Annotated in this window: 11 protein-coding genes; all 11 read left to right on the top strand. The window is 64.8% G+C overall.

Translation table 11 applies throughout. From position 1 onward, the window contains the following. The first annotated feature begins 68 nt into the window (after nucleotides 1-68). The 11 genes from AC07SI_RS29430 (at nucleotide 69) to AC07SI_RS29380 (ending at nucleotide 13,068) form a co-directional block, all read left to right on the top strand. Nucleotides 69-680 (top strand): cysteine dioxygenase family protein, encoded by a 612-nt coding sequence (locus AC07SI_RS29430; protein WP_065906162.1) that lies wholly within the window; start codon nucleotides 69-71, stop codon nucleotides 678-680. Further along, nucleotides 677-2,260 carry a rhodanese-related sulfurtransferase gene (locus AC07SI_RS29425; RefSeq protein ID WP_495007050.1) on the top strand — a complete coding sequence of 528 codons (1,584 nt, stop codon included), beginning with the start codon at nucleotides 677-679 and terminating at the stop codon, nucleotides 2,258-2,260. Before AC07SI_RS29430 ends, AC07SI_RS29425 begins: the two co-directional genes overlap by 4 nt. A 95-nt stretch (nucleotides 2,261-2,355) precedes the next feature. Next, nucleotides 2,356-3,186, top strand: a complete 831-nt coding sequence (locus AC07SI_RS29420; protein WP_065906160.1) for a TauD/TfdA dioxygenase family protein — start codon at nucleotides 2,356-2,358, stop codon at nucleotides 3,184-3,186. A gap of 161 nt (nucleotides 3,187-3,347) precedes the next feature. Continuing rightward, complete coding sequence (locus tag AC07SI_RS29415) at nucleotides 3,348-5,801, top strand: TonB-dependent receptor plug domain-containing protein (RefSeq protein WP_495007049.1); 2,454 nt, start codon at nucleotides 3,348-3,350, stop codon at nucleotides 5,799-5,801. A 10-nt stretch (nucleotides 5,802-5,811) separates the two neighbouring features. Next, on the top strand, nucleotides 5,812-7,341 hold the full coding sequence (locus AC07SI_RS29410; protein WP_495007048.1) for an FAD-dependent oxidoreductase: 1,530 nt from the start codon (nucleotides 5,812-5,814) through the stop codon (nucleotides 7,339-7,341). Next, nucleotides 7,338-7,703, top strand: a complete 366-nt coding sequence (locus tag AC07SI_RS29405; RefSeq protein ID WP_065906152.1) for a 4Fe-4S dicluster domain-containing protein — start codon at nucleotides 7,338-7,340, stop codon at nucleotides 7,701-7,703. The genes AC07SI_RS29410 and AC07SI_RS29405 overlap by 4 nt, the downstream gene beginning before the upstream one ends. Nucleotides 7,704-7,860: 157 nt before the next feature. Then, the gene (locus AC07SI_RS29400) at nucleotides 7,861-8,835 is read left to right on the top strand and encodes an ABC transporter substrate-binding protein (protein ID WP_495007047.1); all 975 of its coding nucleotides are present in this window, start codon (nucleotides 7,861-7,863) and stop codon (nucleotides 8,833-8,835) included. 12 nt (nucleotides 8,836-8,847) lie between these two features. Further along, on the top strand, nucleotides 8,848-10,212 hold the full coding sequence (locus tag AC07SI_RS29395; RefSeq protein WP_065906148.1) for an LLM class flavin-dependent oxidoreductase: 1,365 nt from the start codon (nucleotides 8,848-8,850) through the stop codon (nucleotides 10,210-10,212). Continuing rightward, nucleotides 10,209-10,892, top strand: a complete 684-nt coding sequence (locus tag AC07SI_RS29390; RefSeq protein ID WP_106804273.1) for a peroxiredoxin-like family protein — start codon at nucleotides 10,209-10,211, stop codon at nucleotides 10,890-10,892. The genes AC07SI_RS29395 and AC07SI_RS29390 overlap by 4 nt, the downstream gene beginning before the upstream one ends. Before the next feature lie 62 nt (nucleotides 10,893-10,954). Next, the gene (locus AC07SI_RS29385) at nucleotides 10,955-12,124 is read left to right on the top strand and encodes an acyl-CoA dehydrogenase family protein (protein ID WP_106804274.1); all 1,170 of its coding nucleotides are present in this window, start codon (nucleotides 10,955-10,957) and stop codon (nucleotides 12,122-12,124) included. Beyond that, the gene (locus AC07SI_RS29380; RefSeq protein ID WP_495007046.1) at nucleotides 12,121-13,068 is read left to right on the top strand and encodes a D-isomer specific 2-hydroxyacid dehydrogenase family protein; all 948 of its coding nucleotides are present in this window, start codon (nucleotides 12,121-12,123) and stop codon (nucleotides 13,066-13,068) included. Before AC07SI_RS29385 ends, AC07SI_RS29380 begins: the two co-directional genes overlap by 4 nt. Nucleotides 13,069-13,549 lie beyond the last annotated feature (481 nt).

Here is a 13,549-nt window from a genome sequence, read left to right as displayed (position 1 = left end):
AAAAATAGCATATTAACTATAAACATTATGCTTAGATAAACCCATCAACACCCACCGATGGAATTGTCATGACCCAGGCCCGACACCCCGAGAGACTCAGAGCCTTCATAGGCGCCCTGGCGGAATTGATCGACGGCAATCCACGCGAAGGCGACCTGTTGCACCGTGGCGGCAAACTGCTCGCGCAACTGGTCAGCCATGATGACTGGCTCCCCGATGAATTTGCCCAACCCGACCCCGAGCGCTACCAGCAATTTTTGCTGCATGCCGATTCGCGCCAGCGCTTCAGCATCGTCAGTTTTGTCTGGGGGCCGGGGCAAAGCACGCCGATCCATGACCACCGAGTGTGGGGCCTGATCGGCATGTTGCGCGGCGCGGAATTTTCCCAAGGCTTCGAGCGCGCGCCTGACGGTCGCCTGGTCGCCGAAGGCAAGCCGATCCAGCTGGTGCCGGGCCAGGTCGAGGCGGTGTCGCCCAAGGTCGGCGATATCCATCAGGTCAGCAATGCCCACAGCGACCAGGTGTCCATCAGCATTCATGTGTACGGCGCCAATATCGGTGCCGTGCGCCGCGCGGTGTACCAGCCCGACGGCAGCGAGAAACTGTTTATCTCCGGTTATTCCAACGCCTTCCTCCCGAATATCTGGGATTTGTCCAAAGAAAAGAGCCCTGCCCTATGAGTACCGTATCGACCCGTAGCTTCGCCCGGATTCGCCAGGCCCTGTTGGACCGTGAAGAAGTCGCCCTGGTGGACGTGCGCGAAGAAGCGCCGTTTGCCGAGTCCCACCCGCTGTTCGCCGCGAACATCCCGCTGTCCAAGCTGGAGCTGGAGGTGTACTCGCGCATCCCGCGCCGTGACACCCAGGTCACCGTCTACGACAACGGTGAAGGCCTGGCCGCCCGCGCCGCCGAGCGCCTGGTTACGCTGGGCTACACCCAGGTGAGCCTGCTTGAAGGCGGGCTGGAAGGTTGGCGCCAGGCCGGTGGCGAGCTGTTTATCGACGTCAACGTGCCCAGCAAGGCATTCGGCGAGCTGGTCGAAAGCGAGCGCCACACACCCTCGCTGGCCGCTGAAGAAGTGCAGGCGCTGCTCGATAACCAGGCCGATGTGGTGGTGCTCGACGCCCGCCGCTTCGACGAATACCAGACCATGAGTATCCCCACCGGCATCAGCGTGCCCGGTGCCGAGTTGGTATTGCGCGCCCGTGAACTGGCGCCCGACCCGGCCACCCGCATCATCGTCAACTGCGCCGGGCGGACCCGCAGCATTATCGGCACGCAGTCGCTGATCAACGCCGGCGTGGCCAACCCCGTCTCCGCACTGCGCAACGGCACCATCGGCTGGACATTGGCCGGGCAGAAACTCGCCCATGGCCAATCACGCCGCTTTGCACCGACCTCGGAAGAACATCGCCAGGTCGCCGCCGTCGATGCGCGCCGCGTCGCCGACAAGGCCCGCGTTGGCCGGGCCACCCTCGCCGATCTGCACGCCTGGCAGCAGCAAACTGCGCGCACCACCTACCTGTTCGATGTGCGCACCCCGGAAGAATTCGAAGCCGGCCACCTGCCGGGCGCCCGCTCCACCCCCGGCGGCCAGTTGGTGCAGGAAACCGACCACGTCGCCAGTGTGCGCGGAGCGCGCCTGGTGCTGGCCGATGACGACGGCGTGCGCGCCAACATGTCCGCCTCCTGGCTGGCGCAATTGGGCTGGGAAGTGCACGTGCTGGATGACCTGCAAGCGGCGCACTTCAGCGAAAAAGGCGCCTGGGTCGCCCCGGTGCCCGCGCCGCCCCAGGCCGAATTGATCAGCCCGCAGACCCTCGCCGACTGGCAGGCCCATGGCGACACCGTGGTGCTGGATTTCACTGCCAGCGCCAACTACGTGAAGCGCCATATCCCCGGCGCCTGGTGGGCCCTGCGCGCGCAGTTGCCCGAAGCCCTGGCCAAGGTGCCGGCCGCCCAGCGCTATGTACTCACCTGCGGCAGCAGCCAACTGGCGCGCCTGGCAGTGGCCGAGGTCGAGGCCATCACCGGCAAGCAGGTGTTCCTGCTGCAGGACGGCACCGCCGGCTGGATCAACGCGCAACTGCCGCTGGAAGAAGGCGAGACGCACCTGGCCTCCCCGCGCATCGACCGCTATCGCCGTCCATACGAAGGCACCGACAACCCCAAGGAAGCCATGCAGGCTTACCTGGACTGGGAATTCGGCCTGGTCGAGCAACTGGGCCGCGACGGCACCCACGGTTTCTATGTGATCTGATTGACCTGACCCGCCTGCACCCACCCCGGGTGCAGGCCCCCACATCCGACCCCTCTCCAGGCGGAGGCTGAACCCACACACGAGAGGACACCCGCATGACCCTGCATATCACCCGCCTGGAACCCACCCTCGGCGCCGAAATCGGCGGTATCGACCTGCGCCAGCCGCTGACCTCGGCGCTGCGCGACGAACTGCGTCACCTGCTGCTCACGCACAAGGTGCTGTTCTTCCGCGACCAGGCTATCAACACCGAACAGCAGATCGCCTTCGCCAAGGAATTCGGCGAGCTGTACGTGCACCCCACCACCCAGCAAAACGACCCGTCGCGCCCCCAGGCCCACCTGATCGAAGCCCAGGACGAGCGCAAGCTCTACGGCCCGCGCACCAGCGGCCGTTGGCACACCGACACCAGCTGGTTGCTGCAACCCACGCTCGGCGCCGTGCTGCGCGCGGTGGACTTGCCGGAAGTCGGCGGCGACACCCTGTGGGCCGACACCGGGGCGGTGTACCGCGCCTTGCCGGATGACCTGCGCGCTGAAATCGACAACCTGCATGTGGTCCACGACTTCAAGAAGGCCCTCGACAAGGTCGGCTACGACTACCCGATCCTCGCCCACCCGTTGGTGCGCACCCACCCGGAAACCGGCGAAGACGGGCTGTTCATCAACTTCTCGCAGAACCCTTCGGTGATCGGCTGGACGCCCCAGCAAAGCAAGCAACTGATCGACCGCCTGCTGCAGGAATTCAACAAGCCGGAGCACCAGGTGCGCTTCAAGTGGCGTCCAGGCTCGGTGGCGTTCTGGGACAACCGCTCGACCCTGCACTACCCGGTCTACAACTACGGCGACTACCCGCGTCGCATGGAGCGGGTGCTGATTGCCTATGACGACATTCCGCATCGGGTCAGAGCCGCTGACGCGGCCTGATCACCCTTTAAAAGTCCCACACAGATTCACTGTGGCAGCGGGCTTACTCGCGAAGGCGGCGGTTCAGCCAGCTCATGGGTAGCTGACACCACTTTTTTCGCGAGCCAGCCCGCGCCCACGCGGGATCTGCGGTGTTCTTTGGTCTCCTGGAATCAGCCCCCATGCCTCCATCCCGCTTTCAATACGGCGCAGTCGCGCTGACCCTGCTCGCCATAAATGTCCCGGCCCAAGCCGAAGACCCGGACAAAACCCTCGGTACCGTGGTGGTCACCGGCAACCGTGGCAATCAGGCGCGGACCATCGCCGACAGCCCCTCGCCCATCGACGTGATCAGTGCCGAACAGCTGCAGGCCAGTGGCAAGGTCGGCCTCAAGGAACTCCTGGCGCGCCTGCTGCCGTCGTTCAACCTGCCGGCGATCAATGGCGGTGGGACGTCGTGGTCGGTGCGCGGAGTGACCATGCGCGGGCTGTCCGGCGACCAGGTGCTGGTCCTGGTCAACGGCAAGCGCCGCCACAACACCGCGCTGATCAACAACCTGGCACGCATCGGCACGGCGGCGGTACCGGTCAACCTCGACCTGATCCCGGTGTCGGCCATCGACCATATCGAAGTGCTGCGCGACGGCGCTTCCGCGCAGTACGGCTCGGACGCGATCGCCGGGGTGATCAATATCATCCTCAAGGAAAACGACAGCGGCGGCAGCGCCGAAACCTCCTTCGGCCGCTACGGTGCGGGCGACGGCGACACCGTGCACCAGACCGTCAACTACGGCCTGGCGCTGCCCAACGACGGCTTCGCCAACCTGGCGCTGGACAGCAAGGAACAGGAACCCTTCAACCGCACCGGCAGTGCCACCGGCCGCCTCTACGGCACCGCCGCCGCCCCCGACAGCCGCGACCAGACGGTCAACCGCCACGGCTGGAACCCCAGCTACGGCCTGGGTCGCGAGAAGGTCACCAACGCCAGCTACAACCTTGAACTGCCGCTGCAGGACGACCTCAAGTTCTACTCGTTCTCCACCGCCAGCTACATGGAAACCACCAAGGTCACCGGCAACTACCGCCCCAATGAGATCACCTCCCTGGCCGGCGACCCGAACACGCCCTACCCCGATGGCATCCACGCGCAACGGCGCAACCGCACCAAGGACTTCCAGGTGGCGGGCGGCTTCAAGGGCCTGGTCGGTGGCTGGGACTACGACATCAGTTCCACCTGGGGTGAAGACGATTCGACCCTCAACGCCAACAACACCCTCAACCCATCCCTGGGGCCGACCAGCCCGACCTCGTTCAACCTGGCCTCGCAGATCTTCGACCAGTGGACCAACAACCTCGACCTCAGCCGCACCTTCGATATCGGCCTGAGCCACCCGCTGCAAACCGCATTCGGCTTCGAGTACCGCTGGGAGAAATACCAGATCGAGGCCGGCGACTACGCGTCCTATACGCCCGGCAACTACGTGCTGCCCAGTGGTCCCTTCGCCGGCCAAACACCGTTGCCGGGCCTGGCGTCGTATAACGGCACCAGCACCGCGGATGCCGGCGAGATCAGTCGCAGCAACGTCGCCAGCTATGTCGACCTGGGCCTGGATGTGACGGACCGCTGGTACATCGGCGCCGCCGCCCGCTATGAGCGCTACACCCAGGACATCGGCAGCACGTGGAGCGGCAAGCTGTCGACGCGCTTCAAGCTCACGCCCGAGTTTGCCCTGCGCGGCACGATCAACAACGGGTTCCGGGCGCCGTCGCTGGCACAGACGATCTACGCCTCGTCGACCTTCACCTCCGGCGGCGTGGTCAACGGCCAGCAGGTCTCGGTACCGGTCAAGGTGCTGCCGGTGGACACCCCCGAGGCCCAGGCCCTGGGCGCGGAAAAACTCAAGCCCGAGAAGTCGCTGAACTACAGCCTGGGCTTCACCTACGAGCCGACCCCGAACTACCGGCTGACCACCGACCTGTACCAGATCGGCATTCGCGACCGCATCGTTTCCACCAGTCTGCTGGGCGGGCCGGCGGTGTCGCAGATCCTGGTCGCCAACGGCCTGTCGCCGGGCCTGTACGCGCAGTACTACACCAACGCCGTCGACACCCGCACCCGTGGCATCGACATCATCAACGAATACCGCCAGCAGCTCGACCAGTACGGCCAGGTGCGCTGGAGCCTGGCCTACAACTGGAACCAGACCAAGATCGAAAAACTCCAGGACACCCCACCCGCGCTGGCCAGCCTGGGCTCCAACTACCAGATCTTCGACCGCCGCCTGCAAAAGGACCTGACCGTCGCCACCCCGCAGTCCAAGTTGATCCTGGCGGCCAACTGGAAGGTCAGCGCCTACACCCTCAACCTCGCCCTGACCCGCTTCGGCAGCTACATCGAGGGTGACAACAACCCGATCAACGATCGCAAGTTCAGCGCCAAATGGATCAGCGATGTCGACGCCGCCTACGACATCACCAAGCATTTCACCGTGGCCCTGGGGGCCAACAACCTGTTCAACGTCTATCCGGATAAAAAAGGCATCAAGGACTGGGCCGGCGGGTACGAGTATGGGCAGTTCTCGCCCTTCGGCTTTGGCGGCGCGTATTACTACACGCGCCTGGCGTACAACTTCTGAGGCGCGGGTGATGACTGAATTGAATAGCGATGTATTGATCATCGGCGGCGGGTTGGCGGGCACCTGGGCCGCCATCGCGGCGGCGCGCGAAGGGGCCAGGGTGATCCTCGTCGACAAGGGCTACTGCGGCACCAGCGGCGTGACCGCCACCGCCGGTCCCGGTCACTGGTGGGTGCCGCCCGACGCCCGTGAAGCGGCCATCGACAAACGCCTGGGCACCGCCTATGGCCTTGCCGATGCACGCTGGATGGCCCGCGCCATCGACACCACCTGGACCAGCCTGCCGGGGCTGAGCGGCTACTACGACTTCCCGCAGGACGCACATGGCGTGACCCAGTACCGCGGGCTGCGCGGCCCCGAATACCTGCGCGGCCTCAGGCGGCGCGTGCTGGACAGTGGCGTGACGATTCTCGACCACCACCCTGCGCTGGAACTGCTGCGTGACGATCACGGCGCAGTGGCCGGCGCACGCGGTTGGCGCCGCCAGGCCGGCGGTGACTGGCTGATCCGCGCCGGCGCGGTGGTGCTGGCCACGGGCGGCTGCGCGTTCCTGTCGCGCCTGCTGGGCAACCACACCAATACCGGCGACGGTTACCTGATGGCCGCCGAAGCGGGCGCCGAACTGTCGGGCATGGAGTTTTCCAACTACTACTGCATCGCCGCCGCAGGCAGCAGCATGACCCGTTCGATGGTGTACAGCTTTGGCGAGTATTTCGATGCCGCGGATCGGCCGCTGGGGATTGCCACCGGTCCTGGCTTCACCGAAGACCTGGCCAGGGCGCTGCTCAACGGCCCGGTGTATTGCCGCCTGAACCGCGTGCCACCGGATATTCGCGCACAACTGCCGAGTATCCAACCCAACCTGATGCTGCCGTTCGACCGGCGCGGGGTCGACCCTTATCGCCAGCGATTCGCCGTGACCCTGCATCCCGAAGGCACCATTCGCGGCGTCGGCGGTTTACGCCTGGTCGATGACGATTGCCAGACCACCGTGCCCGGCGTCTTCGCTGCCGGGGATGCCGCCAGTCGCGAGCCGATTGCCGGCGCCACCTCCGGCGGCGGCGCGCAGAATTCGGCCTGGGCGCTCTCCACCGGGCAATGGGCCGGTCGCGGCGCCGCGCGGCTGGCCCGCCAAAAAGCGCTGTATCTCGGCGCGCTGCGTGGCTTTGACGGCGCGGCGGGCGGCAGTGCCGAACTGATCCAGCGCATCCAGGCCGAAGTCCATCCGCTGGACAAGAACCTGTTCCGCAGCGGCGCCCAACTGGCGCGCTCGCTGCGTGAACTGGACAACATCTGGGACCAGATCAGCGACGGCCCACCCTGCGCCGACAACCCATTGCGCGCCCGCGAAACCGTGGCCATGGCCGCCACCGCGCGTTGGTGCTACACCGCCGCCGCGTTGCGCAAGGAAAGCCGCGGCATGCACCAGCGCAGCGACACACCGCGGCAGCATTCGCAGTTTGACGCGCATTTGCGGTTGGCTGGAGTGGGCCAGGTGCAGGCGCGTTTCGACCCCATCCATCAAGGCCACCCACAATGATTGAACTGATCTACTCCGACCTGTGCAACGGCTGTGGCCAATGTGTCGCCGTCTGCCCCACCAACGTGCTTGCCGCCGACGCCCTGGGCAAACCCGTGATCGCCGACCAGCTGGCCTGCCAGACCTGCTTCATGTGCGAACTGTATTGCAGCAGCGATGCGCTGTACGTCGACCCCGACTGCGAACAGCTGCGCCACCCCGATCCCGTGGCAGTCCGCGAAGCCGGGCTGCTCGGCCAATACCGCCGCGACTCGGGCTGGGACGAATGGGCCGATGACCCTGCCCACCGCAACGAGCATTGGCGCATGGATGGCATCTTCGCCCTGGCCCGCAGCGCGCCGCCAAATGCAATTAGAGAATAATCAACTCACACATAATCAAATATTTTAATAATTAACATATAACCAAAAAGAACTTCACAGCGAGTTTTTATGGGCATAACGTTAACCCCACTCACCGACCCCTTCTCCAGGCGGAGGTAACCGAACCCCTTCTTGATCTGCCTGGAGCCTGCATCCCATGGTCTTTACCACCCCCTTCAAACGCTTGCTCCTGGGCGCCGCCCTTGCCCTCGGCCTGAGCGGCGGCGCCCACGCCGCCGACCTGCAGCCACTGCGGGTGGCCAACCAGAAATCCACCATCAAGGCACTCCTGGAAGTCTCCGGCGAAAGCAAGAACGTCCCGTATGAAATCCAGTGGTCGGAATTCCCTTCCGCCTCGCCCCTGGGCGAAGCCTTGAATGCCGGCGCCGTGGACATCGGCGCCCTCGGTGATGCGCCCTACGTGTTCGCATTGGGTGCCGGTGCCTCGCTCAAGGTGGTCAGCATCATCCACGCCGAAGGGCGCAATACCACCGCGCTGCTGGTGCCCAAGGACTCGCCGATCAAGACTGTCGCCGACCTCAAGGGCAAGAAGATCGTCACCGGACGCGGCTCAATCGGTCATTACCTGGCGATCAAGGCCCTGGCCACTGCCGGGCTGACCACCAAGGATGTGCAGTTCATTTTCCTGTTGCCCAGCGAATCACGCCTGGTGCTGGATAACGGCACCGCCGACGCCTGGGCCACCTGGGACCCGTACACCACCGTGGTCACCTCGCAAAGCCAGGCCCGCGTGCTGATCAGTGGCAGCAACCTGCTGAGCAACCACCTGTACCTCGCCGCCACCAGCCAGGCCATCGCCGACAAGCGCCCGCAACTCGACGACTTTGTCGCACGCCTCGACCGCGCCTATGCGTGGGCCAACACCCACCCCAATGAGTACGCCGCCGCCCAGGCCAAGATCACCGGCCTGCCGCTGGCAGTCCACGTGGAAGTGGCCAAGGACACCCGCCTGAGCCCGGTCGCCATCGACGACTCGGTGATCAGCGGCCTGCAAGCGACCGCCGACACTTATCAAAAAGAAGGCCTGTTGACCAAGCACATCGACGTGTCGCAAGGCTTCGACAAGAGCTTTAACGCCAAGCGTGTCCCCTTTTCCCAAGCATCGCGCTAACAGGAGCAGAACATGAGCAAGCCACATCCCTCCAAGCCACGCCATTTGAAACTGGGTGCCATGGTCCACGGTGTCGGCCACGGTTGGGGCGAATGGCGCCACCCGAACGCCCAACCGAATGCCAGCACCCACTTCGGGTTCTACAAGCAGCAGACTGAATTGGCCGAAGCTGCCAAGTTCGACTTCGTGTTCATCGCCGACAGCCTGCATATCCATGCCAAATCCAGCCCGCACTACCTCAACCGCTTCGAGCCGCTGACGATCCTCTCGGCCCTCGCCGCCATCACCACGAACATCGGTCTCGTCGCCACGGTGACGGTCAGCTACACCGAGCCCTACCAAGTGGCGCGCCAGTTCTCGTCGCTGGACCATATCAGCGGCGGCCGCGCCGGCTGGAACGTGGTGACCTCGTGGCTCAGCGGCACCGCCGATAACTTCGGCAAGGCCGAGCACCCGCCCCACGCCGTGCGCTACCGCATCGCCAAGGAACACGTGAACGTGGTCAAGGGCCTGTGGGATTCCTGGGAAGACGACGCCTTTGCCTACAACAAGCAAAGCGGCGAATTCTTCACCCCGGACAAGCTGCATGCACTGAATCACAAGGGCGAGTTCTTCGCGGTCAAGGGCCCGCTCAACATCGCACGCTCGCGCCAGGGTCAACCGGTGATTTTCCAGGCCGGTACCTCGGAGGATGGGCGCAACTTCGCCGCCGAAAACTCCGACGCGATCTTCGTGCACGTGGAGAGCATCGAGGAAGGCCTGGCCTATTCACAGGACCTGAAGCGCCGCGCCACAGGCTTTGGGCGTGACGCCGACAGCCTGTCGATCCTGCCGGGTATCCGGCCGATTGTCGGCCGCGATGAAGCCGAAGTAGAACGCCGCTATCAGCAGGCCGTGGACCTCGTCACCGTCGAAGACGCGATTGTCGCCCTCGGTCGCCCGTTCAATGACCATGACTTCAGCAAGTACCCCCTGGACGCGCCCTTCCCGGAACTTGGCGACCTCGGCGCCAACAGCCAGAAAGGCGGCTCCGACCGGATCAAGCAACTGGCCAGGGACGAAGGCCTGACCCTGCGCGAAGTGGCGCTGCGGTTCTCGCGGCCCAAGCGTGATTTTGTCGGCACCCCCGAGCAAGTCGCCGATGCCATCCAGACCTGGTTCGAGCGCGGTGCCAGCGACGGTTTCATCATCAACTCGGTGCTGCCGGACGGCTTGCAGTATTTCACCGAACTGGTGGTGCCCGTGTTGCAACAGCGCGGCCTGTTCCGCACCGAGTACAGCGGCCACACGCTGCGCGACAACCTTGGCCTGGACGTGCCGGCCAACCGCTACAGCGTCGCCGCCGAGGTCGAAGCGCAACAGGAGGCGCTGGCATGAGCGAATCCCTCAACCGTCAATTAGCGGATCTGCACGCCGAGCGCGTGGCTTCCTGGGCACCGGCGGCGTTGCAGGTCAACATCGACCAGCGCCAGCGCCTGGTCGATGAAGCACGGCCCGACGACTATGTGCAGGTCGGCGATGAGCTGGACCCATTCACCCTGCTCAACGTGGAAGGCGGCGAACTCAACCGCGATCTGTTGCTGGCCGATGGGCCGGCGGTGCTGATCTTCTTCCGCTTTGCCGGCTGCCCGGCGTGCAATCTCGCCCTGCCCTATTACGAACGCCAACTCTACCCACGCCTGCGCGAACTGGGGGTGCCGCTGGTGGCGGTCAGCCCGCAGGTGCCTGAGCGGCTGGTGGAGATCAAGACCCGCCATAACCTGCAATTGCTGGTGGCCAGCGACACCGACAACAACCTCGGCCGGCGCCTGGGCATTCTCTACAGTTTCGACGAAGCCTCGCGCAACGCCGCATTGGCCAAGGGCAACCACATCGGCGACACCACCGGCACCGGGACCTGGGAACTGCCGCAACCGACGGTGGTGGTGATCGCCAGGGACGGCACCGTGGCATTCGTCGAAGTGAGCCCGGATTGGCTGGTGCGCACCGAGGCCGAGCCGGTGCTGCAGGTGGTGGAGCGACTGCTGGGCCAACAGCCCGTACGCATCGCTATCTAAGCCCACAACCCCCTGTAGGCGCCGGCTTGCCGGCGCCCACATTTTTGACCGAGTACATTGTTATGACCCAACCGTCTCTGCGCTCCGTGGAAGTCGCCAACTTCGAAGCCCTGCTCGAACGCCTCAGCGCCGAGCTGGCGAGCACCGCGCACCTGTATGACGAGAGCGGCGCGTTCCCGCATGCCAACTTCAAGTTGTTGCATGAACACGGCCTGGTCGCCCTCACCGTGCCCAAGGCCCTGGGCGGCGGCGGCGCCAGCCTGCCGCAGGCGCGCAAGGCGATCAGTGCGATTGCCAGGGGCGAGCCGTCCACTGCGCTGATCCTGGTGATGCAATACCTGCAACACACCCGCCTGCAAGACAGCAAGAGCTGGCCGGTCCACCTGCGTACGCAAGTGGCCGAGGACGCGGTGCGCGACGGTGCCTTGATCAATGCGCTGCGCGTCGAACCCGACCTCGGCACCCCGGCCCGTGGCGGCCTGCCGGCAACCACCGCAGTGCGCACCGCCGAGGGCTGGCGCATCAGCGGGCGCAAGATCTACTCCACCGGCAGCCATGGCCTGAGCTGGTTCAGCGTGTGGGGCCGCAGCGATGACGCCGACCCGCTGGTGGGCGCCTGGCTGGTGCCCAAGGACAGCCCCGGCGTGAGCATTATCGACACCTGGGACCACCTGGGCATGCGCGCCACCTGCAGCCATGAAGTGGTGCTCGACAATGTGCTGGTGCCATTGGACCACGCGGTCAGCGTCAGCCCCTGGAGTGCCCCGCAGCCGGAGTTGGATGGCGATGGCTTCCTGTGGATGTCGGTGCTGCTGTCATCGGTGTACGACGCGGTGGCCCACGCCGCGCGGGACTGGCTGGTGAACTGGCTGGAGGAACGCAAGCCGTCCAACCTCGGTGCAGCGTTGTCGACACTGCCGCGTTTTCAGGAAACCGTCGGGCATATCGACACCCTGCTGTTTGCCAACCGCAGCCTGCTGGACGCCGCCGCCGAAGGTCATACCCCGGCGGCCAACGCAGCCCAGTTGAAGTACCTGGTCACCAACAATGCCATCCGCGCGGTGGAACTCGCCATCGAGGCCTCGGGCAACCCCGGCCTGTCGCGTCACAGCCCGCTGCAACGACACTACCGCGACGTGCTCTGCAGTCGCGTGCATACCCCGCAGAATGACGCCGTGCTGCAAGGCGTCGGCAAAGCGGTCTTCGCCCAACGCCAGAAGGAACGCACATGAGTCAGGTGATTATTGCCAGCCAGCTCGACGAGGATTACAACGACGTGATCCGCGAGCGCCTGCGCGTGCTGCACGCCGACGCCGAAGTGATCGGCGTGCCGCCAGGAGTGCCGAGCGACCTGCCGCCGCAGGCGAATATCCTGTTGCTGCGTCCGATCAACGTGCGCGGCTACACCGCCCCGGACACCCCGCCACCGGGCTGGCCCTACGGCGCACAGTGGGTGCACCTGGTGTCGTCGGGCATCGATTTCTACCCGCAATGGCTGTTCAACGGGCCACCGGTGACCACCTCCCGAGGCAGCGCGGCCGACAACCTCGCCGAGTTCGCGTTGGCGGCGATCTTTGCCGCGTCCAAGCATTTGCCGGACATCTGGGTGAAGGACGCCCAGTGGCATTTCACCCCGTTGCGCCCGCTCAAAGGCACCACGCTGGGCATCCTCGGCTTCGGCGCAATTGGCGCGAGCCTGGCGCACAAGGCACTGGCCCTGGGCATCCAGGTCGTGGCACTGCGCCAAAGCCAGGCGCCGTTTGGCGTTGCCGGTGTGGAAGCGGCCAAGGACATCCACGACCTGTTCGCCCGCGCCGACCACCTGGTGGTGGCAGCCCCGCTGACCGAATCCACGCGGCATATCATCAACCGCGGTGTACTCGGCAACGCCAAGCCCGGGCTGCACCTGATCAATATCGCACGCGGTGGCCTGCTGGATCAGGAGGCGCTGCTCGAAGCACTCGACAACGGACAGATCGGGCTGGCATCGCTGGACGTGACCGAACCGGAACCACTGCCGGATGGGCACCCGTTGTATACCCACCCGAGAGTCAGGTTGTCGCCGCACACTTCGGCCATTTCCACCAATAGCCGCAACGAAATTGCGGACACGTTCCTGGCGAATCTGGAGAAGTATGTCGCGGGGGCTGAACTGGCCAACCTGGTCAACACCTGACACAGCTACATTGCAAGGATCTGCAGACTTACACCGTCTAAAAATGTGGGAGCGGGCTTGCCCGCGAAGGCGCCGTGTCAGTCAACACATTCATCGACTCACCCACCGCTTTCGCGAGCAAGCCCGCTCCCACAGAGGGCCCGGTGTTGACTGTGGGATATCATTTGATGCGGTAGCGGAGATTGCAAGGATCTGCAGACTGCACCGATTACAAAGGTGGGAGCGGGCTTGCTCGCGAAGGCGGACTGTCAGTCAACACATTCATCGACTGACCCACCGCTTTCGCGAGCAAGCCCGCTCCCACAGGGGGCCCGGTGTTGACTGCGGGATATCACTTGATGCGGTAGTGGAGATTGCAAGGATATGCAGACTGCACCGATTACAAAGGTGGGAGCGGGCTTGCCCGCGAAGGCGCCGTGTCAGTCAACACATTCATCGACCTGTCTCCTATACCCATCACCGACCCCACGAGACCCAAGAG

The organism is Pseudomonas sp. GW821-FHT05D12 (assembly GCF_059419825.1).
The sequence above is the reverse complement of the archived record's forward strand: the minus strand, read 5'-3'. Positions and strand labels throughout refer to the sequence as shown.